A 24,230-nucleotide genomic window follows, 5' to 3' on the forward strand; every position below is an offset into this window, starting at 1 on the left:
CATCGTGCCTTTCGGCCGGTCAGAATTGATACCGCGCGGCGATCATGGCCTGTGCCGACAAGGCACTGGACAGGTCGCCGACCTGGAAGTGGTACAATCCAACCGACGCGGTTGTTCCGAGCCGACCGAAGTTGCGGTAATAGCTGGCGGTCGACCCCAGCGATACCACGTCCTCGGCCCCCGCCAGCCTAGAGACGTAATAGTTAACGAAGCCATTCACGTTAAGCCCCGAATTGGGACCAAAGGCGCGGCCGAGGAAGATATGGCCGTAATAGCTGTCGTCCTGCGCGCCCGCGACGATCAGGCCCGGCGCGCCATCGGGCGCGAACAGTCGGCGGCTGGTATAGCCCAGCCCGAAGCCCAGCGTGGATCGCCCCCGCCGGTAGGACATGATCGCATCGATCCCGCGCGCCCGGTACACGGCGGTCTGCACCGATTGCAGCGCATCGTTCAGGCATCCGCCCGGCGACGTCCCGCCCGCCGAAAAGACGCATCCGTTGAACTGCTGCGCAAAGGCGTCGCGCGTCTCGACGAAATCGGTGGGCAGGCTGGACAGCCCGTTGCGAAGCTGGCGTCCGAAGGTCTGGATGCCGTCATAGACCGCCGCCTGGAACACGACGTCGCGCGACGCCTGATAGCGCGCCTGCCCCGTAACGCTGAGCGAGCCGTAACGCTGCCCGACATGCCCCTCCACCGAGGTCCGCCGGTCGGGCCGCCAGATCACGCCTGCATCGTAATAAACCCCGTCAGTGCGATAGGCGATGCGGCGCGGGCCGTCTGGGTTGGTGATGAACCGGCCCCGGCTGTCCACCAGCGGGCGTCCGGCGGCATCGACTTCGGGGTCGCGCTGGCTCGACTCGATCCGCTCGTACCCGATCCCGGCGGTCAGCGCGACATAGGGTGAAATCGGCTTCAGCACGTCGCCGCGCGCGAACCAGCCCTCGTAACGCTGGGCGAGCTGTCCGGCATCGTCGCGGTCGTAGGAGGCGTTGAACGACAGGCCGACCGGGGCGATCGCCCCCGGTCGCACGGTCGCCCCGACGCTCGCCATCTGGTTCCAGCTGTCGCTGAAATAATCGATACGGGGCTGGCCCGGCGCGAGGCCGCCGATGCTGGGGGTGTCGGCCCGGCTATAGCCCAGCCGGTAATTCGCGCCGATCTGCACCGGCCCCGCAAGCGTCGTCAGCGACGGCCCGGCATAAAGCGAATAGATTTGCGAGATGTTGGCGACATCGCCGACCAACACGCCCGGAGCCGCGCCCCGGATATCGGCCCGCGTCCGCGTCGCCAGCGCACCCGCCTCCAGACGCAGATCGCGCGTGACCGCATAGGATCCCCGCGCCAGCCCGCTATGGATATCGCCGTCACCGGCACGGTCGCCCCAGCCGATCCGGTGTTCGTAACGATAGCTGACCTGCCCCTGCGCCCGCGCGGTCTGCACCTGCGCGTTCACGCCCGCCGCCAGCGTCGTATAGGTCACGCTGTCGCCACCGTTCAGATCGGCGATCAGCACCTGCCCCAGCTCGACATAGGGGGCCAGCTGCGCGCGGCGGCGTTGCGGCGCGGCATGGGACGGGGCCTGCCCGGTCTGGTCCGACGACGCGCTATCCTGCGTCGCCGGGGGAGTCCCCCCCGCCATCGGCGGCATGGCCTGCCCCTGCGCGACAAGCGCGCCCGGCCAGGCGGCCAGCGCGCATGTCAGACCGGTCAGGACGGGCCGCGTCAGGCTCACCGCGCGGCGTCCTGACCATATCTGCCATAATAGCCGAACCGGCGGCTGCCCGGCACGAAGGCGACGCTGTTCAGCACCAGCTGGATATGCTCGCAGGCATCCAGCAGCGCGATCGCGGCGGTCACTTCGCTTTCGGGCGTACGGTCAGCGCGGACCACCATCATCACCTGCCCGGCCAGCATCGCCAGCACCGAGGCGGGCGACGCCGCCAGCGCGGGCGGCGAGTCGAAGATCACCAGACGGCGCGGATTGGCTGATAACAGCCGCTGCACCGCCGCGCGCGTCCGGGCAGAGGCGAGCAGTTCGGTATCATTGGCCGTCCGCGTGCCGCAAGGCAGCACCGCCAGATGCGGAACGTCGGTGCGCATCACCAGCGACTCGACGTCGATGCTGGTATCGACCAGCGCATCGAGCAGCCCCGGCCCCTCGCTCAGGCCCAGCCGCCCGAGAACGTCGGGCTTGGCGACATCGGCGTCGATCAGCAGCACCTCGGTATCGCGCTCAGCCGCCAGCGACAGAGCGAGGTTGACCGAGCAGAAGGTCTTGCCGTCCTGCGGCCGCGCCGAACAGACCAGCACGACCCGCGCCTTGTCCTCATCGCCACCCTCGACCAGACGCTGGCTGGTGATGATGAGCTGGCGCTTGACCAGCCGGAACTCCTCGGCCAGCGGCCCGATCGGCGCACCGGGCACGATCATCCCGTTTTCCGCCAGCATCGCGCGATCGACCATCGCAACATCGGAAAGGCCCGGATCATATTCCGTCGCCAGAAATTCCTCGTCGCCCGGCTGGGCGAGGAATTCGGCCGGAATGGCGCTGAGCGAGGTATCGATCGGGGCGGAATCGGAGACTATAGGCTCGGGATCGGCCTGCGGCTGGACGACCGGCGGGGCGGCCTCGACTGGCGGAGGCGGCGGCGCCCATTCCGGCTCCTCGCGCACCGGCGCCGGTTCAGGCGCAGGCGCATCGTGAGCCTCGGGCACGCGAACATAGGACTGGAAGTCGTACACATTCGCCGCCCTTTCGAGCAGCGAGGGTTCCCGACGGGGTCTGGAAGGTTTCACCGTTTCGTTCACGCGGCCATTCCCCGCTGCAATAGCTCGATTGCCAGGACCAGCCCATAGGCCCCGCCCAGCGCCGCCGTCCCGCCGAGGAACAGTTTCATCCGCTGCGCCCGCGCCTTGGCCTGGCCGCGCGTGACGACTTCACCGATCGCGCCGATCACCGGCATCCCCAGCGACCGCTGGAGCGACTGCGGCGTGGTGAAGGTCTGGCGCAGCTTTGACAGGGCGAAGGCCGCACCGACGCCTAGCCCCAGCCCGGCGGCGAACACCACGCTGAGCAACAGCAGGCGATTGGGCGCGGTCGGTGCGCGCGGATAGGTGGGCGGATCGATGACGCTGAACCGCATCGAGTCGGTCTGGTTCTGTGCCTGCCCCCGCAGCGCGACCTGCTCACGCTGTCTTAGCAGCTGGTCGTAACTATCCTTGAGCACCTGATAATCGCGGTCGATCGCCCCCTGCGCCGCCGCTGCCTCGGGATCAGTCGCCAGGCTGGCGTTCAGCCGGTCGAGGTCGTTCTGCAACTGGCTCTTGCGGATCTTCAGGCTGGCAAGCTGCGACTGCTTTTCCGCCGCCATGGACTGGAGCGACATATAGAGCGGATTGGGCTGCCCGCCCGGCCCGCCCCCGGCAGGCTCGGCCCGGACGGCCGCCTGGGCGGCGCCGAGCTGGTTCTTCAGCGCGATCACATCGGGGTGGTTTTCGGTATAGCCGCGCGCACGGGCATCGGCGAGCTGGCCCTGGATCGCCGCCAGCCGCGCGCGCGCCGGGCTGACCGCGACGCCGCCGCCTTCGCTGACCGTACGCGGGGTGCCCGCGAGCTGGCCCTGCACCGCCGCGAAGCTGGACTGCGCCGCCGCCAGATCGCTGTCGACCTGCGCCATTTGCGAGCGGGCCAGACCGATACGGTCGGCGACCGATCCGCTGCCCGGCAGGCCGCCGGCGAACTGATTCAGATACTGGGCGCGCTTCGCCTCGGCCATCTGGAGCTGTTTCTGGCGCTCGTTCAACTGCTTGTCGAGAAAGGCCAGGCTCTGGCTGGTATTGTTGCGATCGCCGAGCAGGTTGGATTCGACGAAGATGTCGATCAGTTTCTGCGCGACCTGCTGGGCCAGCTTGGGGCTGGACTGGGTCACGGTCAGCTGGAAGATCGTATCCTGCTGGTTCTCGATCTTGATCGCCTGCGCCAGCTGCGCGACGCGTGCCGCGACATCGGCGTCGCTCGACACGGTGCTGGCCAGATCGGTGCCGCGCACCACCTTCTGCAGGTTGATCGCCGAGATCAGCGTCTGACGGACCTGATCGACCGAATCCATCTGGCTGTTCGGCCCGGTCGCCATGCCGTCGGGCAGAAGCTGGGAGTTCTGAACCGCGATGCGCGCGCGGGATTCATATTTGCTGGGAATCTGGGCGACGAACAGCCACCCCAGGATGCACACGGTCCACGCCACCGCCAGCGCCAGCCAGCGGCGTATCCATATCGCGTGGATCGCGATCCTGATCTCGTCCTGAATACTCGACACGCGCGCGCTGCCTCAGAACATCGATTCGGGGATGATGATGACGTCACCCGGTTCCAGCCGGACATTGGCGCTGGAGTCGCCCTTGCGTAGCAGGTCATTGATCTGAAGCGCATATTCGCGCTGCTTGCCGGTATCGCGGTCGGTGCGCACCAGCTTGGCCTTGTTGCCCGCCGCGAACTGGTTCAGCCCGCCCACCGCGATCATCGCGTCGAGCAGCGTCATGTTGGCGCGGTAGGGGATGGAGGCGGGTCGCTCGGTCGCGCCGACGATGCGGACCTGCTGGCTATAGGTGCCGGAGAAATTCTCGACGATCACCGACACGATCGGGTTGGAGACATATTCCGACAGCGCCTTCTTCATGTCGTCGGCCAGCATCGCGGGCGTCTTGCCGACGGCGGGCATGTCGTTGACCAGCGGCGTGGTGATCCGGCCGTCGGGGCGCACCTGTACCTTGGCCGACAGATCCGGGTTTCGCCAGACGAAGATGTTCAGCGAGTCGAGCGGGCCGATGACATATTCTTCGCCCGGCTGCTCCTTGCGCGCGACATAACCAGCCGACGGCAGCTCGGTCTTGGGCCGGGCCGTCGTACAGGCGGTCAGCGTCGAGGCACAGAGGCCAGCGAGCAAGAGGGGGCGGGCGAACGGTGCCATGCGAGCGTTTCTCCTGGACCCCTCGCCTCCCAGGGTACGGAGACGAAAGGCAAATTGCGCAATTTCGCTATGCCACCCAAGAGGTGAACAGAGCGTTATGCAGTTCCGCCCAAAATCTCGTCGGCGGGCGGATGCCCCAGAAACGCCGAAGGGCTGGCCGTCGCTCCATAGGCCCCGGCCAGAAACACCGCGACGATGTCGCCGACCCGCGCCATCGGCAGCGCGACCCGATCGCCCAGCCGGTCGAGCGGCGTGCAGAGCGGGCCGACGACCGAAACCGTCTCCACCGCCTCGGCGCCCATCGCATGGGCCACCGCCAGCGGATAGTTGCGCCGGACGACGGTGCCGAAATTGCCGCTGGCCGCCAGTTGGTGATGCAGACCACCGTCGAGGATCAGGAAGGTCTCTCCCCCGCTATCCTTCCGGTCGACGACCCGCGCCAGATAGACTCCGGCCTCGGCGACCAGCCAGCGCCCGAGTTCGATCGCGAAGCGGCTCTCCGCCAGGATCGCGGGTCGTGCGGCCAGCGCCTGCTCCAGCGCCTGGCCGACCGTCTCTACCGGCAATGGCTTGTCCCCGGAGAAATAGGGCACGCCGAACCCGCCGCCCAGATTGACCAGCGGCGGCGATGCCCCCGCCGCGTCGGCCAGCCGGGCCGCCAGCGCGATGGTCGCGCCCTGCGTGTCGATGATCGCCTGCGGATCGAGCGCCTGGCTGCCCGCATAGATATGGAAACCGCGCCAATCGGCTCCGGCCGCGATCAGATCGCGGACCAGCGTCGGCACCCGCCCGGCATCGATGCCGAAAGGCGAAGGTCGCCCGCCCATCTTCATGCCCGACCCGCGCAATTCGACATCCGGGTTCACGCGCACCGCCAGACGCGGGCGCACGCCCAGATCGTCCGCGATTGTCAGCGCGCGCTTCGCCTCGCCCTCCGACTCCAGATTGAGTGTCACGCCCGCGCGGATAGCGGCGGTCAGTTCAGCATCGCGCTTGCCGGGGCCCGCGAAGCTGACCGGCTTGCCCAGCGGCATGACCTTGGCCAGTTCGCCCGCCGAGGCGACGTCGAACCCGTCGACCATCGCCGCCATCGCCTGCAGCAGCGGGACAAAGGGGTTGGCCTTGATCGCATAATGAAGGTCGATCGACGGGAATGACGCACGAAACCGCGCGACGCGGGCCGCGACGATGGCCGGGTCATAGACGAAGACCGGCCCGTCCTTGTCCGCCTTCCACGCCTCGGCACTCCGCCCGGCGATGGTCAGCGCCCCCGTCTGCCCGGCATATTCGGGGGGGATCGGCCCCATCGGCTTCATGAAATCATATCCTTATCGGCCCAGTCCCGGCGCAGCGCGGCGCGGTCCAGCTTGCCATTGGCGTTGCGGGGCAGCGCGTTCGTCCAAGCGATGTGCGACGGCTGCATGAAGTTGGGAAGGTCGCGCTTCAACCGGGCGCGAAGTGCTGGCTCCTGCGCCGGATCGCCGCCCAACACCAGCACGATCGCCTGCCCCTGCGCTTCGTCGGCGATGCCGAAGGCCACGGCCTCGCGTGCCTCGCCACCGGACAGCGCGGCCTCCTCGACCTCCTGCGGGCTGATCCGGTTGCCCGCGACCTTGATCATCTCGTCATCACGACCGACGAAGCGCAGCAGCCCGTCCTCGCCCTCGACCACCGTGTCGCCCGACCAGACCGCGCGCGCATGGTCCGGCGTCGGGCGGAAGCGCTGCGCCGTCCGCTCGGCATCGCGCCAATATCCTTGCGCGACCAGCGGCCCGGCATGGACCAGCTCACCCGGCTCGCCCGGTTCGGTGCGGCTGCCATCGGGGCGCAGCACCATCACCTCGGCAAAGGGGATGGCGCGGCCGATCGCATCCGGGTGCGCGTCGATCAGCGCAGGGTCCAGATAGGTCGAGCGGAACGCCTCGGTCAGGCCGTACATCGCATAGAGGTCCGCCGCCGGGAACAGCGCCCGCAACCCCCGCACCAGTCGCGGGGTCAAAGCGCCGCCCGAATTGGTCAGCCGCCGGATCGAGGCGATCGCCTCGTCCGGCCAGTCGATGCCCAGCAACTGCGTCCAGAGCGGCGGCACCCCCGCCAGCGTCGTCGCGCCGTGGCGTACTACCGCCTTCACCACGTCACGCGGAGTCAGATAGTCGAGCGGCGCCACCGCGCCCCCCACCACCCAGGTCGAGAGAAGCTGGTTCTGGCCATAATCGAAGCTGAAGGGCAGGACGCCGAGCACCCGATCCTCTGGCGTCAACTTCAGGTAATGAGCGACCGACACCGCGCCATACCAGAGATTGGCGTGGCTCAGCATCACGCCCTTAGGCCGCCCCGTCGAGCCGGAGGTGTAGAGAATCGCCGCCAGCGCATCGGTATCCGCCGCCGAGCAGGGCAGCGCATCGCCCTCCCCCGCCTCGGTCGTCACTCGCACGCCGCCGGGCACATCGCCTTCTTCCAGCGTCGCAGCACGGGGGGCGTGGGTCAGCAGCATCGCCGCGCCGCTATCGGCCAGGATATGCGCGACCTGCGCCCGCTTGAGCAGTGGGTTGATTGGCACATGGACCAGCCCTGCGCGCGGGGCGGCGAGCGGCATCAGCGCGGCGGTGCGCGTCTTGGGCAGCCATGTCGCCACTCGCGCGCCGGAGCCGAAACCCTGCGCCGCCAGCCATCCGGCCAGCCGTGCGACCGCCTCCTCCGCCGCGGCAAAGCTCAAACCGCCCTCGCGGTCGAGCAGCGCGGGCGCGTCGCCCGCTCCGCGCAAGACATGGTCGATCGGATACGCAGACGGATCGAGGATCATCGCGCCATCTACTAGAGCGAGCGAGGCAAAGTCGAGCGGGCGGGTGGACAGGATGGCACGAAGGGTGCCGCGCCCGGTGGCGCAACACCCTCCTTCAGGGCGATCCTCCGATTTAAACCGCCGGTTTCTCGCCGATCTGTTCGGCCTGGGCGCTGCTGTCGGGGCGCGCCGGGCCCAGTACGGGCTCCTCGCCCATGGGTTCGTTGCGGAACACGGTGAACTCGCCCCGGCCGTCGACGCTCGGTCCCTGCGTCCAGCGGCCCTCGGGATAGGTGCCGTCGACCGAGGTGACGAAGAAATCGTAATTGTGGTCTTGGCTCTCCTTGGCCTGCGGGAAGGAGTTGGGGATGGGCAGCGACGCCTGTTCGCCCAGTTCCTCGATCACGGCCAGCCATTGCTCCTGGTGCATGGTGTCGCGCGCGATCATGAAGTGGAGCATGTCCTTCATGCCCTGATCGTGCGCGGCGTTGTAGAGTCGGGTCGCCAGCACACGCCCGGTGCTTTCGGCGGCGACGTTGCAATACATGTCGGCGGCGATGTTCCCGCTGGCATAGATATGGCTCATGTTGAACGGGATTCCGTCGGAATCCACCGGCTGCGCGGCCAAACCGGTCGACAGGATATGCTTGTGAAGCGCACCTTCGATCGCGTGGCGCGCGCTGCCGCCGCCCATCACCGCGCCGACGATGCCGTCCGCCGCGCCCTCTTCCTGAAGCGAGGCGGGCGCCTTGTCCAAGTTGAGCGCGACGGCGGTCGCCAGCATCTCGATATGCCCGATCTCCTCGGTGGCGGTATGGAGCAGCATGTCACGGTACTTGGGCGTCGGGGCACGGTTGCCCCAGGCCTGGAAGAAATATTGCATGCAGACGCGGATCTCGCCCTCCACGCCGCCGATCGCCTGTTGCAGCATGCGCGCGAACAAGGGGTCTGGGCTTTCACAACGGACGGGATATTGCAGGCGTTTGTCGTGATAATACATGATCGGCCTCGCTTCGTCGGTGATGGGGGAAATCAGTGGCTGGCGGTTTCGCCCGCCGCGCGGCGTTCGAGATAGCGGCGGGTCAGCGCGGCGTTGTTTTCATCGACCCAGGCCGCCATCGACAGTTCCTCGTTCAGCGACTGGGTGAGCAGCGGCGTGGCGCTGCCGAAGCCGCCGACATCGGCGATGGTGATGAGCGATTTGTAACTGGCCGCCTCGAAATTCTCGAAGGCGAAATTGGCAAAGCTGTTCTTCAGGATCTCGTCGGGCGCGAAAATGTGGCCCAGCGCCGCCATGTTGCCCGAGAAGCTGAGCGCCGCGTCCTTCAGCATCGATCGGCTCTCGTTGAAGCCGTCCAATATGTCCTCCAGCCGGACGATCTGCTGCTCGGTCTCGCCCCGGTGCATCCGCAGATGATCGGCGACGTCCGGATAGTTGGACAGGTGATCGAGTTGCCGGTCGATCAGGGCGAGTGCCTGATGCTCGACGGCATGGGCGTTCTTCAGCCCGGCGATAAAGACCGCCGCGACGACGTCATTGGGTAGGGATGCCATGGATCATCGCTCCTTTGGGTTGAGGATCAGAGGAAGGGGGTGCCGCCAGTGACGGGGATGGTCGCACCGCTGATGTAGCTGGCCTCGCCGCTCGCCAGCAGGACGTAAGGCGGCGCGAGTTCGGCGGGCTGCGCGGCACGGCCCATCGGCGTCTGCTCGCCGAAGCTCTTCACCGCCTCGGGCGGCATGGTCGACGGGATCAGCGGGGTCCAGACCGGCCCCGGCGCGACCGCGTTGACGCGGATGTTCCGCTCGGCGAGCATCTGCGCGAGGCCCGCGGTGAAATTGTGGATCGCGCCCTTCGTCGTCGCATAGGCGAGCAGTTGCTGGTTGGGCTTGTCGGCGTTGATCGAGGTCGTGTTGATGATCGACGCCCCCTCACCCATGTGTGGCAGCGCGGCCTTCACCAGATAGAACATCGCGTGGATGTTGGTGGCGAAGGTGACTTCCCATTCCTCGTCACTGATGTCCTCGACCGCCTGGAAGCTCGCCTGATGCGCGGCGTTGTTGACGAGGATATCGACCCGGCCGAAGGTCTGGACGGCGCGCTCGACGATGGTGCGGCAATGCGCGGAATCGCTGACATCGCCGGGGATCAGCAGTGCCTTGCGACCGGCCTGCTCGACCAGCCGCTGGGTTTCGGCGGCGTCTTCGTCCTCGGACAGATAGGAGATCACCACGTCCGCACCTTCGCGGGCAAAGGCGATGGCGACGGCGCGGCCGATACCGCTGTCGGCGCCGGTGATGATCGCTTTCTTGTCGGTCAGCTTGCCATGGCCGACATAGCTATGTTCGCCATGATCGGGACGCGGGTCCATCGCCTCGGTCTGGCCGGGCATGTCCTGCTGCTGTTCGGGCTGGGGTGGGGTAGGGCGTTCGTTCATTGACCGTCTCTCCTCGCCCGGTCCAATGGGCGGCAGAGAGAGGCGTTCCGGAAAAAATCCTGATCTTAAAACGTATTAAGCTGTATTTTCAAGTTCCCCGCCCCCGTCGCGCAAAGGCTTCGCTCCGTCCGATGCAGCCGCCAGATGGGTCAGGATCACTCGCTCCAGCGCATCCATCGCATCGGCATAGCTGTGCGAGTCCGTCGCCAGCGTCTCGATCGCGAAACCGCACCCGCGCGCTGCGGCGCGAAAGGCGACGCCGGTCGCGTCCCCCTGCGCCACGATGATCGCGGCATCCTCGGCCCAGCCATGGATGGCGCGGATCAGCGGCGCGGCGGTTTCGTCCAGCGGCGAAGGAGGCGCGGCGATCTTGGTCAATCCCTGGCGCAGCTTGCCCAGATCGACCGCGCCGCGCGCCAGCCGCAGCCACTCGGCCGGATTGACCAGCTTGCGGGCATAATGGCGCCGGATCGCGGCGGCGGGGGGCAAAGCGTCGGGTTCGTCCGACAGCCATGGGTTGGACAGCAGCACCCTGGCGAACCCGGCCTCCGCGCCGAACATCGCCAGCGCGGCGGCGGCGTCGCAATTGCCGAAGCCGATGACGCGGGTCAGGTTCGCCGCCTCGGCAAAGGCATCGATCGCGGCGGCGATGTCGGGGCCGCTCGACGCCCAACCGCCATTGACGCCTTCGCTGTCGCCGACCCCGCGCCGGTCGAAGCGGAACACCGGAAAGCCGTGGGCAGCGATCCGCGCCGCCAGCATCGCCTGTCCCCGATGCGCGCCCATGCGCGGCTCGTTACCGCCGGAGACGATCATCAGGCCGGTGTCGCGGTCTGCCTCGTCCAGCGTGCCGACCAGCGTCGCACCCTCGCAGGGGAAGGAGATCAGCCTTCGCATGATGCGATCCACTGCGCAATATCCTCGGCCAGCAGCGCGGCGAGTTCGGGGTCTTCCTGCGGCTCGGCGCGGCGCCAGGGCGGCACGGCGTCGATCAGGCGGTCGGCGGGCGCGCGGTCATGGCCCAGCCGCACAACGCGGCGCGGCACACCCGGCTGATCGAACGGTTCCGCCCCCGCCAGACTGGCAAGGAAATGCGGTGAGACCCGGTTGCCCGCGACCCGCACGGGCGACTCCGCGCCGAACACGCCATGCTCGTCGCCCCGCAGCCCCGCCGCCGCGCGCACCCGGATCACGTCGCGCAGCACCGCTTCGCCCGTCATCGGCGTCAGGTGCCAGCGTCCGGCCAGCAGCGCGAACCCGTCGACCAGCGCGCCGCCCCGGATCGACACGGCGTAACAGCGTCGGTCGCCCAGCGCCTCGGCCGCCGCCTGATGCGCATCGCGCCATTGCAGGAGGTTGGCCTTTTCAGTGTCGATCAGGCTCTCGCCCGTACCCGGCCAGTCGGGCAGTGCGCCACCGATGCCGTGATCGGCCAGCCGCCGCAGCATCGCCACCGCCACGCTGCGCATCCGGTTCGCTTCCTCCCAAAAGGGCAGCGTGACCAGCACGACCGGCCCCTGCGCGGGGCCGAAGCGCACCATCGCTTCGCGCCCGCCGGGCCAGTCATAATAGTCGATCAAGCGTGCGCCTTGGCGTTCGCGAAGGCGACCAACTGGCCGAAGGTCTCCAGCATCTCGCCATCGACCTCGTCATCCTCGATCAGGATGCCCAGACGGTCCTCCAGCTCGGTCAGCACGCCCGCCACCGCCATCGAGTCCAGTTCGGGCAACGCCCCGAACAAGGGTGTGTCCGCGTCGAAGCCCGCCACGCGCTCGGCCGACAGGCCCAGCACATCGGCCAGCACGCCGCGCACCGCCGCTTCCACTTGCCCGTTTGCCTGGAGTTCCAAACCCTGTCGCCCTGTTATCTGTCATGATGTCGTTGGTCTTGTCGGCGACAGCGTTAGTGCGGCGGCGGGCGTTGGGCAACGGGTGTTGGGTTTCGACGCCCGGTCGGCCTCGGTGTCGCGTCAGGCCCCGACCGGCACCGTCTTGCCCGTGCTCCGGTCCAGCGCCCGTGCGGTCAGCAGATCGAGCGTGGTGGCAAGCGCCACGAAGCCGATCGCGCCCCAGACCGCCCGCTCGCGCGGCGACCGACGCGCCGATACCGCCAGCGTCCCCAGGTCGAGCAGATCACCCACCACCCGGTTCCACACCCGCGCCGAATGCGCCGGTGCCTGGACCAGCCCGACCCCGGCGACGACTTCGCGGACGCCATAGGCCTTGACGGTCCCCGCCCCGCCCGGCACCGAAAGACGCTCGGCGATACGGCGGGACGCCAACAGCTCGGCGGCTCCCAGGGCAAGCGAAAACAGGCCGAGGCCCAGGCTGACGGATTTGGCGTTCATGATGCTTCCTCGATCGCTGTCATGGATGGCAGGGCAACGTGAGGGCGCCGATGGCGGTCCATAATTTCATATAGATCAGACAGTTCACCAATATGCCGGGATGGCTTCGCTCCTAAAATCCGCCACTTGCCTCCCCCTCCCCACTCGGCCAGTCTGGCGCGATGATCCTGCCGCTTCTGCTCGCCGCCGCCGCGACGCCCGCCGCCGCTCCCTCCCCTGCCCGGCTGAAGGCCGATGTCGAGGCTCTGGTCGGCTTCGGCACGCGCCATACCGCCTCCACCACCACTGATCCCAAGCGCGGCATCGGCGCGGCGCGCGACTGGGCCGCCAGGCAGTTCGAGACGATCGGGCAAGGCTGTAACGGCTGCATCACCGTCGAGCGGATCAACCGTCGCTTCACCGGCCCGCGCGCGCCGAACGGTGTGATGGTCGAGGACGTGCTGGGCATCCAGCGCGGGCGCGATCCCAGCCGTGTGGTCATCGTCGGCGCGCATATCGACAGCCGCGTGACCGATGTGATGGACGCCACCTCGGACGCGCCAGGCGCCAATGACGATGCCTCGGGCGTGGCGCTGGTGCTGGAGGCCGCACGCCATCTCTCGAAGCAGCAGTTCGACGCCACCATCGTCTATGCCGTCTTCTCGGGCGAGGAGCAGGGCTTGTGGGGCGCCACCCTGCTCGCCGATACCGCGAAGGCGCGCAACTGGCGCGTCTCGGCGATGCTGAACAACGATATCGTCGGCAACACCGTCGGCCAGGGCGGCGTGCGCGAGGCTCGCTGGGTGCGCGTCTTCTCCGAGGGCATCCGCGCCTCCGAAGACCAGCCCCAGCAGATGCAGCGGCGCGGCAATGGCGGCGAGGATGACGGGCCCAGCCGCGCACTGGCCAAGGCGATCGACGGCGTCGCCGACAGGCTCGGCGGGCTGGACGTGTTCCTCGACCGGCGGCCCGACCGCTTCGGGCGCGGCGGCGACCATGAGCCCTTCCTCAAGCTCGGCTATCCCGCCGTCCGCTTCTCGGTCGCCAATGAGGATTGGGACGCGCAGCACCAGGATCTGCGTAGGCAAGGCAATGTCGCCTTCGGTGACACGATCGACAAGATGGACTTCTCCTATCTGGCGAAGGTGACGGCGATCAACATCGCTACGCTTGCCCGCCTTGCCGCCGCCCCGGCCGCGCCCGACAAGGTGACAATCAGCGGCGCATTGTCGCGCGATACCCAGGTCGAATGGGCAGCGGTGCCGGGCGCGGTCCGCTACCGCGTCCACTGGCGGCGCAACGACGTGGCCGGATGGACCGACGCGCGCGACGTGACCGAGACGAAGACGGTGCTGACCCAGGTGCCGGTCGACGACCATTTCGTCGGCGTCTCCGCGATCGCTGCGGACGGCGCGGAGAGCCTCGTCACCTTTGGCGGGCGCTGACCTAGGCCGGATCGACATTCATAATGGCCCTTTCTTCCCTCTCCCCTGGACAGGGGAGAGGGTTAGCGGAGCTTGCCAGCCTGCTGGCTAGCGCAGCTTGGGTGAGGGGTTGAGCGAGCCTCCGGCTCGCGCTCGCTTTGCGAGCAATCACCCCTCACCCAGCTCCAACTAAGTCTTTGCGATGCAAAGACCAAGTCTACGCAACCCTCTCCCCTCTATGAGGGGCGAGGGAAGGATAGGTGTGGCTGAATGTCGATCGCCCCTAGGATCGATTGCGAAGTGAAAAGGATGCCGCCCCGCGGGAGAGTCGGAGCGGCATCCCGTTTTCCAGCCCGGCGTCTCTCGGGCTGAAATCCCCCCCTGGGGGAAGGCGTCAGCGACGAACCAGCTTGCCGCGAACCCGTGCGCGGCTTGGGCCGGAGCGCACCATTTCGGTCGTGGTGGTGGTCGTCGTGGAAATGACAGGGGCACCCTGTACCACAACGGTGGTCACGCGGGGAGCCGGATAATAATATCCATCGGCATAATAGCCTGCCTGCGGCGAGTCCATCGTCCCCACCGTCGTCGTCGTGGTGACGGTCGTGCCGTCACGCGTCACCACGCGCCGTCCCATGGCGGGCGGCGGCGGGGGCGGCGCATCGCTTCGATAGCTGTAATCGTCATAGCCCGGCTCCATGCGCCGTCCGCGATCCTCCGCCCGGTCGATGGCATAGCCCGCCGCCGCGCCGACGCCCGCGCCGATCAACGTACCGCCCAGCCGGTTGCCGCGCCCGCCGACCAGATTGCCCGCCACGCCGCCTGCGACCGCACCGATCGCCGCGCCGCCCAACCCGTCATCGCGACGGGGCGGCGGGGGCGCATAGGGCGCGCCCGTATAGTCGGGCGTGCCGTCCCAGTTCACGCCGTACACGCTGTCATATACCGATCCGCGATCGTCGATCAGCACCGCATCGTCATAATAGCGCGACCAGTGATAGCCGACCGGCGGCTGCGGCAGGGTGTAGACCGCCCAGTCGTCCACGCCGAAGCGGCGGTCGGTCCAATAGGACGGCACCGTCATGCCGCGCATCGGACGGCGATAGGCGCGCCAGCCCCCCGGCGCGTTCGCTCCGCCCCACCAGCGCCCGCCGACCCGGCTGCCCCAGCGGTTCGCGCGCGCGGGCGGCACACCGACCGAGGTCGTGCGGACGACCACCGGATCCTGCGCCCGCATCGGCGCGGGCGACGGCTCGGGCTGGAAATCGGGGCGAGGATAGCTGGCCCCGGCCTGCGCCATGGCGGGCGTGGCGGCGACCAGGCCAAGGGTCAGGACGATCAGATGCGGCGCGCTGCGCATGGCGGACAAATTCCCCTGTTCAATGACGACGCCCCCCACAACGCCGCAGCCGAAACAAGGTTTGATACCAGTGCCCTGCCCGTATCGATAGCAGCGCCGCCCGTCCCGAAACGGGTCAGCCCGCCATGGCGGCGAGACGCGGCGCGAGCAGCGTCATCAGCGCCTCGCAGCCCGCCTGATCCTCTTCGTCGAACCGGCCCGGCTCGGGGCTGTCCAGGTCGAGCACGCCGATCACCGTGCCGTCGAGCAGGACCGGCACGACCAGTTCGGACCGGCTGGCGGCATCACAGGCGATATGGCCGGGGAAAGCATGGACATCGGCCACACGCTGCGTCCGCGCCTCGGCGACGGCGGTACCGCACACGCCCTTGCCGACCGGGATGCGGATGCACGCCGCCTTGCCCTGGAACGGCCCGAGCACCAGCTCGCCACCGACCATACGGTAGAACCCGGCCCAGTTGAGATCGGGCAGATATTGCCAGATGAGCGAAGCGGCATTGGCCATGTTGGCGACCGCATCCCCCTCCCCCGCGGTGAGCGCGTCGAGCGCGGCGTGGAGATCGCGGTAAAGCTCCGCCTTCGATCCGGCGGCGATATCGAACTGGTACATGGTGCCGGATGTAGGACGATGTGCGCCCTGCGTCATCCCCGGGCGATTGGTTTTGTTAGCGGTTTCCCGAGCCTATCGACACTCTTTTGCTCTCCCTTGCACAGGGGAGAGGGTTAGCGGAGCTTGCCAGTCTTGCTGGCTAGCGCAGCTTGGGTGAGGGGTTGAGCGAGCCTTTGGCTCGCGCTCGCTACCGCGAGCATTCACCCCTCACCCAGCTCCGACTAGGCCTTTGCTTCTGCAAAGACCAAGTCTGCGCAACCCTCTCCCCTCAAAGAGGGGCGAGGGAAAAACGTGGCGCTATGGCTCGACCGATCAGAGCGCCAGATCGGGATGGCGGTTCGGGCTGACCCGTGTCGCTTCGGGGCGCGGCGCTTCCGTGGTCGAAGGTGCGCTGACCGGCGGCGGGGCGAACGCGAGTTGCAGCGTCTCGGCGGTCGCGGCCCATTCGTGCGCCAGCAGATCGCGATCCTCGTTCAGTGCAGTGCCATAGCTGGGCACGATTTCGCGGATCTTGGCCTGCCAGGCCGGGGTCGCGAGGCGATCGGGGAACACCTTCTTGATCAGGTTGAGCATGATCGACGGCGCGGTCGAGGCGCCCGGCGACGCGCCCAGCAGCGCCGCGATCGAGCCGTCCTTCGACGCGACGATCTCGGTGCCCAGCTTCAGAACGCCGCCCTTCTTGGGATCGCGCTTGATGATCTGGACCCGCTGTCCCGCCTGCCACAGGCGCCAGTCGCCGTCCTTGGCGTTCGGGAAATATTCCCGCAGCGCGTTCATCCGATCTTCCTGGCTCATCATCAGCTGACCCGCCAGATATTCGACCAGCGAGAATTCGTCCCAGCCGACCGCCAGCATCGGGCGGAAATTGTCGAGTGTCACCGACTTGGGCAGGTCGAAATAGGACCCTTCCTTCAGGAACTTGGTCGAGAAGGTGGCAAAGGGGCCGAACAACAGCACCTGCTTGCCGTTCAGATAGCGGGTGTCGAGATGCGGCACCGACATGGGCGGCGAGCCGGTCGAGGCCTTGCCATAGACCTTGGCCATGTGGCGCTTGGCGATGGCGGGATTCTCGGTGACAAGGAACGAGCCGCCGACCGGGAAACCGGCATAGTCGTCGCCCTCCGGAATGCCCGACTTCTGCAGGATCGGCAGCGCGCCGCCGCCCGCACCCGCAAATACGAAGCGGGCGGTGATGATCCGCTTCTCGTCGGTCTTGCGATCGCGCGCGGTCACGCGCCACGTACCATCGGCGTTGCGCTCCAGCGAGCGAACCTCATGGCCGGTGGTCAGCGTCACGCCCGGCTGCCCCTGAAGCGCACGGATATATTGACGCGTCACCTCGCCCCATTCGCAATCGGTGCCCAGCACCGATCGGGTCGCGGCGATCTTCTGGCCCGCCTTGCGCCCCTCGATCATCAGCGGCACCCACTGGGCGATCTGGCGCGGATCGGTGGTGAATTCCATGCCCGAGAAGAGCGGGCTGGCAAGCAGCGCGGCATGACGCTTCTGGAGGAAGGCGACATTCTCGTCGCCCCAGACCAGGTTCATGTGCGGGGTCGAGTTGATGAAGCTGCGCGGGTTCTTCAGGACGCCGGTACGCAGCTGGTGGCTGAGGAACTGGCGCGTGACCTGGAACTGCTCGTTGATCTCGATCGCCTTTTTGATCTCGACCTTGCCGTCTGCCTCGTTGACCGGCGTATAGTTCAGCTCGCACAGCGCCGAGTGGCCGGTGCCCGCGTTGTTCCAGCCGTTGGAGCTTTCCTCCGCCACCTTGTCCAGCCGCTCGACCAGCTCGATCGTCCAGCTTGGCTCCAGTTCGCGCAGGAGCACGCCCAGCGTCGCGCTCATGATGCCGCCGCCGATCAGCAGGACGTCGACCTTATGCTCCGAACCCGCCGCTTCTGCCGCGAAGGGCGCGACCGCCGCCGTGCTCGCGGCCAGCGCGGAGCCCATCATCGCGCGCCGGGAAATCCCGCCCTGCGCGGCTGCTTCGGAAGCGCGCGCCCGGCTACGCTGGTTTCGATCGTCACTGTGCATGTTCGACGCCTTCTCGATAGGGGTCATCCGCGCTGTCGGCGATCCATGGTCGCGACGAACGGCATGGCCACGATGTCCAAATCGGGCGTCACCCTTCCGCAGCGGCGATCGCGCAGGCAGAAAAGCGGCCGCAACCGGCCTTCCGATCCTCACCCAAACATTCATTCTGGTTACCTGTTCTCCGCATAGCCGAGTCTTATCGCCTGTCCATCTTGGCCGGATACGCCGTTCGGCCGCTTTGTCAGGGCAATCGTCAGGACCAGCATCCGCCCTACGATACCCTTTTATCAATAATGCGTCTCAATATATATCACGAAATTAGGTTTGTGCCGATTCCCGCTCACCTCTTTCCCGGATTGTCCATGAAGCCGCCCAAAAAGCCATAAGTGCCCCGCTTGCACCGCCACTCGTCTTGTCCTACAAATTGTCCGAGAAAAAAGTTCAGGAGGGGGCGTGCCCGCTTTGCCAACAGACGTGACGCCCGCCTATATCGCGATCGATTGGGGGACGACCAACCGGCGCTGCTACGCTATAGCCGCTGACGGTACCATGCTGGACACGGTGCGCGACGATCGCGGCGTCCTGGCGGTGAAAGCGGAGGACTATCCTTCCGACATCGCGGCGATCCGGGCGCGCTTCGGCGACTTGCCGGTGATCGCGGCCGGCATGGTCGGCTCGACGCGCGGCTGGCGTGAGGCGGCCTATGTCCCTGCCCCCGCCGATCTGACCAGCCTGGCGCAGGCCGCGACACGGATCGACGACCTGGACGTGACCATCGTCCCCGGCGTCTCGCTGCTGACCGATACGCGCGCCGATGTGATGCGCGGCGAAGAGGTTCAGGTGCTGGGCGCGGTCGCGGCGGGCCTCGCCCCTGCCGATGCGCTGTTCGCGCAGCCCGGCACCCATAACAAATGGGTGCATGTCGCAGGGAGCCGGATCACCGACTTCGCCACGACCATGACCGGCGAGCTGTTCGCGCTGGTCAAGGGGCATGGCATCCTCGCGGGGATGCTCGACGGCCCCGTAGCGGACGGCCCGGCCTTTCGTGACGGCTTGGCTCGGGGGAGCGGCGCGTGCGACCTGACGGCGGCGCTGTTCGGGGTGCGCGCCTCGGTGCTGCTGGGCCGAATAGCTGCGGAGGACGCGGCAGCCTATGCCAGCGGCCTGCTGATCGGCAGCGATGTCGGCGCGGTACCGGACATGGAGGGCCAAACCGTCCATCTCTTGTCCAGCGGGTTGCTCGCCGACCTCTACACCATCGGGATTGAGGCGCGCGGCGGCACCGTCGTCGCGCTCGACAGCCATGCCGGTTTCCTTGCCGGACTTCACGCCATTCGGGAGCATTTGTCATGACCGACCCCGCCCAGAGTTTCGCCAAGGCGTTCGCAGCCTGCCCGCTGGTCGCCATCTTGCGCGGCCTAACGCCCGCAGAGGCGATCCCCGTCGCCGACGCGCTGGTCGAGGCAGGCTTCACCCTGATCGAGGTGCCGCTCAACTCGCCCGATCCCTATGACAGCATCGCGGCGATCGCGGCGCATGTCGGCGACAAGGCGATCGTCGGTGCGGGCACCGTGCTGACCACCGAACAGGTCGACCGGGTCAAGGCGGCGGGCGGCACGCTGATCGTCTCACCCAACACCGATGTCGAGGTCATCGCGCACAGCGTCGCGCAAGGGCTGATCTCGCTGCCCGGCTATTTCACCCCGTCCGAGGCCTTTGCTGCCCTCAAAGCCGGTGCCCACGGCCTGAAGCTGTTCCCGGCCGAAGGCGCCTCGCCCACCTTCCTCAAGGCACAGCGCGCCGTCCTGCCGCGCGATGTCGCGGTGCTGGCGGTGGGCGGCATCACCCCCGACAACATGGCCGAATGGCGCGCCCATGGCGCAGACGGATTCGGCCTGGGCTCCAACCTCTATCGCGCGGGCAAGCCGGCGGCGGATGTCGCCGTGTCGGCGCGCGCTTATGTCGAAAAGGCACGCTGATACCGATGACCGACACGATCCGTCTCGCCCTGGTCGGCATGGGCAAGATCGCCCATGACCAGCATGTCCCCGCCATCGCAGGCAACCCGGCCTTCGAACTGGTCGCGACCGTCAGCCGCTCGCCCAACGGGGTCGAGGGCGTGCCGCACTTTCACGACATCGACGAACTCGCACACAGCGACGTGAAGGTCGATGCGGTGGCGCTGTGCACCCCGCCCCAGGTCCGCCACGCTATCGCCGCCGCCGCGCTGGAGAACAACTGGCACGTCTTCCTGGAAAAGCCGCCGGGTGCGACGCTCGCCGAAGTGGCGGTGCTGGAGGAACTGGCGGCCAAGGCCAACGTCACCCTGTTCGCGAGCTGGCACTCGCGTTACGCGCTGGGCGTCGAGCCTGCGCGCGAATGGCTGTCGAGCCGCAAGGTGACGTCCGCCGCGATCACCTGGCGCGAGGATGTGCGCCAATGGCATCCGGGCCAGGCCTGGATCTGGGAAGCGGGCGGCTTCGGCGTGTTCGATCCCGGCATCAATGCGCTGTCGATCGCGACGCACATCATGCCGCAGCCCTTCTTCATCGAGCGCGCGACGCTGGACTTCCCCGCCAATCGCGACGCGCCGATCGCCGCCGATGTCGCCTTCCGCACCACGGACGGCACGCCCGTCACGCTCGACCTCGACTGGCGTCAGGAAGGCCATCAGAGCTGGGACATCGTGGTCGAGACGACCGACGGCACGCTGAAGCTGGCCGAGGGCGGCGCGGTGCTGACCCTGTCCGACGGCTCGACCCCGCATCAGGAAGAAGGGCTGCACGGCGAATATCCGGGACTGTACGCGCGCTTCGCCGAACTGGTGCACGGTGGTCGGTCCGATGTGGACATCGCACCGCTGCGCCACGTCGCCGATGCCTTCATGCGCGGCAAGCGGCGTGAGGTCGAAGACTTCGTGGAGTGACCCGGGTTTAGGTCTGTCCCTTGCACTTCGACTTCGCTCAGTGCGAACGGCGGTGGTGGATTGATCCCAACCTCCGTTCAGCCTGAGCGAAGTCGAAGGCCACGTGAACGCTTTGCAAAAAATAAGGCCGGTTGTCCGCATGGACGACCGGCCTTTTCAGTTCAGGGTTGGCGAGGTGCCGAAACACCTCGCCGGGGGGAAGGTCAGAAAGTGATCGTCGTCCCGATCGCGAGCTGGCGACCCAGCGCGTCGTAACGCTGCGGCGCGGTGTTGCTGCGCGACAGGGCGACCTGGTACGAGTTCGGGATGATCGGCGGCGTCTTGTCGAACAGGTTGTTCGCGATGATCCGGAAAGCGAACTTGCGCGCGATGTTCCAGGTCAGCGCCAAGTCGAAGAAGCTCTGCGGCGCGATGCGGGCGAACGTGTTCTGGAACCGCTCCGGCGTGCCGCCGATGTCCGCATTGCCCGAATTGTTCGCGGTGGTCAGCGAGCCGGTATAGCGCCAGTTGAACGAGGCATTGAACGTCCGGTCCGGCGTCGTCCAGGTCGTGCGCAGCGTGTGCGCCCATTTCGGAACCAGCTGCCCGCACGAGATGCCGTTCGAGAAGTAACCGGCACAGTTATACTGGCTGCGCAGCGGCGAGTCCTGACCACCGGCCAGCGTCGACAGCGAGCCGTTGAAGCCCCAGTCCAGGCGGCCCGCGCCGTTCAGGTCCAGCGAATACTGGCCCTGGAAGTCCCAGCCGTTGGCGAGCGTGCGGTAATAGTTGGTCGTACCCTGCCGCACGAAACCGGTCGAGGGATTGCCCGCCGGTGCATTGCCGATCGAACCCGTCACCGGATCGCGGACGATGCCGTTGCAGAAGAACGGATCGCCGTTCGACGCCAGACAGCCCTGCAGATAATAATCCGCGCCGTTATAGCCCAGCGAGTTGACGATCCGCACCTGATAGCGGTCGACCGAGAAGACCAGGCCCGGAATGAAGCTGGGCTTCACGACGAGGCCATAGGTCAGGGTATAGGCGGTTTCGGGATCGGCGGTGAAGCCACCCGAACGCGTCGTGCACCCTTCCGTCGGGCAGAGCAGCGAGGCGCTGCCATAGAGGTTATCGGCCAGCCCGGTCTTGCTGCACAGCTCGCGCGAGGCGAGCGGCGTAGTCGTCACGGTGCCATCGGGCAGCGTGCGCGATACGGGCGCGCAGAAGTCGGTCAACGTGCCGTTGCGGCCAAAATTGACCTGGGTCGCCTGGCGGATCTCGATCACCGTCGGCGCGCGCTGCGCCTTGTTGTACGAGGCGCGGAAGGTGATGTCGGCGACCGGCGCGTACAGACCCTCGATCTTCCAGGTCGAGAAGCTCTTGGGGTTGGAGCTGTACTTCGACACGCGGAAGCCGCCATTGGTCTGCAACAGATGGGCGAACGGCTTGTTCTGGATCAACGGTGCCTGAAGCTCGATATTCGACTCCCAGACGTCCTGGCTTAGCCGGGCGTCCTGATCGCCGAACTGGTCGACAAAGCCCGCATCAGCGGTCGAGATCAGCCGGTCCTTGCGATATTCGGTGCCCAGCGACACGGCCAGGCCATCCTCGGCCCAGGGGCTCTTGATGCCATAGGTGGTCAGGTCGCCGTTCACGACCGCGATCGCGTCGAACAGCTGGGTGATCGTCCGCCGCTGGCCGGTCGCGCCGCTGGAGAACAGATAGTTGGTCAGCGCATTGCTGCCCGACCCCGCCCGGAACGCGTCGAAGGGGACGCAGGACGGATCGGTGCCGTTGACCACCGAGCGACAGGTCGGGGTGCCATTGACGTTGACGACGTCGAGCGCCCGGTTGACCCGGTCGTTTTGCGACGTCGGGCCGAGATACCAGTCCTGCTGGTTGCGGGCATAGACGCCGCCCACATCATAGGACCAGGCCTCGCCGATCTTGCCCCGGACGCCGCCGGTCGCACGGAAGCCCATATTGACGAAGCGGTCCGCCTGGGCGGGCTGTCCGTCGAAGCGATAGCGCACGTCCAGCGGCACATAGCCGGTGGTGCCGGTGCAGCCCAGCGCACCCGCCTGTCCTGCCGACAGGAAGGGGTTGTCGCAATTCACCTGATAGGGCGTGGTGCCCGCCACGGTGTAGGAATAGACCCGGCGCGGCGTCGGGTTCTCGGAGGTGTCGCGGAACCAGATGCCGTCGCCGTAGATCTCCACCTCGGGCGCGATCTTCAGGTTGACGAAGCCGCCCGCCGTGTAGCGCTCATTGGCGCGCTGGAAGGACACGTCGTCATAGGGGTTGGCGGCATTGCCCGCCCCCGGGCCCCAGGGCACGAAGCTGCGCGTGCCATCGGGATTGTTCACATATTGCGCGTTGGCGTTCGGCCCCGAGGTGGGCGAGACGAAGCCGCTGCGCGAATAGGTGGACAGCGGCGAGCAGGACAGCGCAGAGTCCTTGGTCAGCTGCGCGACCGGGCAGGCGGCATAGGAGCGCGCGCCGTTCTGGACCAGGTCGGCCTGGCGATAGTTGAAGAAGCCCGACACGTTCAGCCGGTCGTCGAGCAGCTTCTTGCCCGCCGTCACCGTGATGTCGGAACGCCCGCCGTCATTGGTCAGCCCGCGCGGGCTGCCGAACCCGGCCGCGCTGGCGATCGGGGTGACGATGTTGCTGGTGTTGTTGTGGTTGTAGAAATTGTAATTGCCGTCGAGGCGAAGCCCCTCGAAATCCTTGCGCAGGACGAAGTTGACCACGCCCGAGATCGCGTCCGAACCATAGACCGACGAGGCGCCGCCCGACAGGACGTCGACACGCTCGAGCAGGCTGGCCGGGATGATGCCGGTGTCCTGGCCGTTCTGGGTGCCCAGACGCTTGCCGTCGACCAGCACCAGCGTCCGCTCGAAGCCCAGGCTGCGCAGCTTGATCCGCTGGCGACCGTCCGAGTCCGCATAGTTGGACTGCGCGTCGGGGGCGACCTGCGGCAGGCGGTTCAGCACTTCCTCGACGTTCAGCGGCGCCTGCGCCTGAATGTCCTGGCGCGTGACCGAGGTGATCGGCGCGGCGGAGGCGAGATTGGGGCGGACGATGCGCGTGCCGGTGACGATGACCTCGCCCCCGCTCGACGCCTGCGGCGTGCCGCTGATCGCGGCGGAGCGGGTCTGTGCGGCGTCCGCGCTGATCGACGCATCGTTGTTATCGTTCTGGGTGGTGCCGTCCTGCGCGGCGGTCGATCCGACCTGCTGCGCGGCGGCGGGTGCGACGAGCATCAGGGAGGCGGCGGAAAGCGCCAACCACGATGCGGACTGCTGGATTTTCATGAGGTCTCCCCTTCATCCCGGCCGATGGGACGCCGGGTAGAGGAAAAGGACAATGTTTTTGCCGCTT

Annotated in this window: 21 protein-coding genes; 4 read left to right on the forward strand and 17 right to left on the reverse strand. The window is 67.3% G+C overall.

Annotated elements, in window-relative coordinates; all coding sequences use genetic code 11:
• Positions 1-19 precede the first annotated feature (19 nt).
• From KV697_RS05055 to KV697_RS05115, 13 genes are all read right to left on the reverse strand, one after another.
• Positions 20-1,732 carry a hypothetical protein gene (locus KV697_RS05055; RefSeq protein ID WP_219020356.1) on the reverse strand — a complete coding sequence of 571 codons (1,713 nt, stop codon included), beginning with the start codon at positions 1,730-1,732 and terminating at the stop codon, positions 20-22.
• Positions 1,729-2,742 (reverse strand): AAA family ATPase, encoded by a 1,014-nt coding sequence (locus tag KV697_RS05060; RefSeq protein WP_257575616.1) that lies wholly within the window; start codon positions 2,740-2,742, stop codon positions 1,729-1,731. Before KV697_RS05060 ends, KV697_RS05055 begins: the two co-directional genes overlap by 4 nt.
• A gap of 62 nt (positions 2,743-2,804) precedes the next feature.
• A complete protein-coding gene (locus KV697_RS05065) occupies positions 2,805-4,316 on the reverse strand; it encodes an XrtA system polysaccharide chain length determinant (protein ID WP_219020358.1) in 1,512 nt (503 codons plus the stop codon).
• Between the two features lie 12 nt (positions 4,317-4,328).
• Positions 4,329-4,967, reverse strand: coding sequence for an XrtA/PEP-CTERM system exopolysaccharide export protein (locus KV697_RS05070; RefSeq protein ID WP_219020359.1), 639 nt, complete (start codon positions 4,965-4,967; stop codon positions 4,329-4,331).
• A gap of 95 nt (positions 4,968-5,062) precedes the next feature.
• Positions 5,063-6,283, reverse strand: coding sequence for a pyridoxal-dependent decarboxylase, exosortase A system-associated (locus KV697_RS05075; protein ID WP_219020360.1), 1,221 nt, complete (start codon positions 6,281-6,283; stop codon positions 5,063-5,065).
• On the reverse strand, positions 6,280-7,770 hold the full coding sequence (locus KV697_RS05080; protein WP_219020361.1) for an AMP-binding protein: 1,491 nt from the start codon (positions 7,768-7,770) through the stop codon (positions 6,280-6,282). Before KV697_RS05080 ends, KV697_RS05075 begins: the two co-directional genes overlap by 4 nt.
• A gap of 112 nt (positions 7,771-7,882) precedes the next feature.
• Positions 7,883-8,749 carry a manganese catalase family protein gene (locus tag KV697_RS05085; protein WP_219020362.1) on the reverse strand — a complete coding sequence of 289 codons (867 nt, stop codon included), beginning with the start codon at positions 8,747-8,749 and terminating at the stop codon, positions 7,883-7,885.
• A gap of 32 nt (positions 8,750-8,781) precedes the next feature.
• Positions 8,782-9,303, reverse strand: a complete 522-nt coding sequence (locus KV697_RS05090; protein WP_219020363.1) for a ferritin-like domain-containing protein — start codon at positions 9,301-9,303, stop codon at positions 8,782-8,784.
• Positions 9,304-9,329: 26 nt separating this feature from the next.
• On the reverse strand, positions 9,330-10,187 hold the full coding sequence (locus KV697_RS05095; RefSeq protein WP_219020364.1) for an SDR family oxidoreductase: 858 nt from the start codon (positions 10,185-10,187) through the stop codon (positions 9,330-9,332).
• 75 nt (positions 10,188-10,262) lie between these two features.
• Positions 10,263-11,096, reverse strand: coding sequence for a hydrolase 1, exosortase A system-associated (locus KV697_RS05100; RefSeq protein ID WP_306822685.1), 834 nt, complete (start codon positions 11,094-11,096; stop codon positions 10,263-10,265).
• The gene (locus tag KV697_RS05105; RefSeq protein WP_257575617.1) at positions 11,072-11,767 is read right to left on the reverse strand and encodes a hypothetical protein; all 696 of its coding nucleotides are present in this window, start codon (positions 11,765-11,767) and stop codon (positions 11,072-11,074) included. The genes KV697_RS05100 and KV697_RS05105 overlap by 25 nt, the downstream gene beginning before the upstream one ends.
• A complete protein-coding gene (locus KV697_RS05110; protein ID WP_219020365.1) occupies positions 11,764-12,036 on the reverse strand; it encodes an acyl carrier protein in 273 nt (90 codons plus the stop codon). The genes KV697_RS05105 and KV697_RS05110 overlap by 4 nt, the downstream gene beginning before the upstream one ends.
• A 120-nt stretch (positions 12,037-12,156) precedes the next feature.
• Positions 12,157-12,534, reverse strand: coding sequence for a hypothetical protein (locus tag KV697_RS05115; RefSeq protein WP_219020366.1), 378 nt, complete (start codon positions 12,532-12,534; stop codon positions 12,157-12,159).
• 161 nt (positions 12,535-12,695) lie between these two features.
• On the opposite strand from KV697_RS05115, the gene KV697_RS05120 reads away from it, so the two are divergent.
• Positions 12,696-13,958 carry a M20/M25/M40 family metallo-hydrolase gene (locus KV697_RS05120; protein WP_219020367.1) on the forward strand — a complete coding sequence of 421 codons (1,263 nt, stop codon included), beginning with the start codon at positions 12,696-12,698 and terminating at the stop codon, positions 13,956-13,958.
• Between the two features lie 373 nt (positions 13,959-14,331).
• On the opposite strand, the gene KV697_RS05125 is transcribed toward KV697_RS05120, so the two are convergent.
• From KV697_RS05125 to mqo, 3 genes are all read right to left on the reverse strand, one after another.
• Positions 14,332-15,294 carry an RcnB family protein gene (locus KV697_RS05125; RefSeq protein WP_219020368.1) on the reverse strand — a complete coding sequence of 321 codons (963 nt, stop codon included), beginning with the start codon at positions 15,292-15,294 and terminating at the stop codon, positions 14,332-14,334.
• 115 nt (positions 15,295-15,409) lie between these two features.
• Positions 15,410-15,904 carry a GAF domain-containing protein gene (locus tag KV697_RS05130; RefSeq protein ID WP_042483616.1) on the reverse strand — a complete coding sequence of 165 codons (495 nt, stop codon included), beginning with the start codon at positions 15,902-15,904 and terminating at the stop codon, positions 15,410-15,412.
• A gap of 312 nt (positions 15,905-16,216) precedes the next feature.
• Positions 16,217-17,968 carry a malate dehydrogenase (quinone) gene (gene mqo, locus KV697_RS05135; protein WP_219020369.1) on the reverse strand — a complete coding sequence of 584 codons (1,752 nt, stop codon included), beginning with the start codon at positions 17,966-17,968 and terminating at the stop codon, positions 16,217-16,219.
• A 435-nt stretch (positions 17,969-18,403) separates the two neighbouring features.
• Between mqo and KV697_RS05140 the strand changes: the two genes are divergently transcribed.
• Genes KV697_RS05140 through KV697_RS05150 form a run of 3 tightly spaced genes read left to right on the forward strand, consistent with a single transcriptional unit; the run spans position 18,404 to position 20,867 of the window.
• A complete protein-coding gene (locus KV697_RS05140; protein WP_219021255.1) occupies positions 18,404-19,294 on the forward strand; it encodes a 2-dehydro-3-deoxygalactonokinase in 891 nt (296 codons plus the stop codon).
• Positions 19,291-19,920, forward strand: a complete 630-nt coding sequence (locus KV697_RS05145) for a 2-dehydro-3-deoxy-6-phosphogalactonate aldolase (protein WP_219020370.1) — start codon at positions 19,291-19,293, stop codon at positions 19,918-19,920. The genes KV697_RS05140 and KV697_RS05145 overlap by 4 nt, the downstream gene beginning before the upstream one ends.
• Before the next feature lie 5 nt (positions 19,921-19,925).
• The gene (locus tag KV697_RS05150; RefSeq protein ID WP_219020371.1) at positions 19,926-20,867 is read left to right on the forward strand and encodes a Gfo/Idh/MocA family protein; all 942 of its coding nucleotides are present in this window, start codon (positions 19,926-19,928) and stop codon (positions 20,865-20,867) included.
• 203 nt (positions 20,868-21,070) lie between these two features.
• On the opposite strand, the gene KV697_RS05155 is transcribed toward KV697_RS05150, so the two are convergent.
• Complete coding sequence (locus KV697_RS05155; protein WP_257575618.1) at positions 21,071-24,112, reverse strand: TonB-dependent receptor plug domain-containing protein; 3,042 nt, start codon at positions 24,110-24,112, stop codon at positions 21,071-21,073.
• Positions 24,113-24,230 lie beyond the last annotated feature (118 nt).

This window comes from Sphingomonas sanguinis (assembly GCF_019297835.1).
In the GTDB taxonomy this organism is placed as follows: Bacteria; Pseudomonadota; Alphaproteobacteria; order Sphingomonadales; family Sphingomonadaceae; genus Sphingomonas; species Sphingomonas sanguinis_D.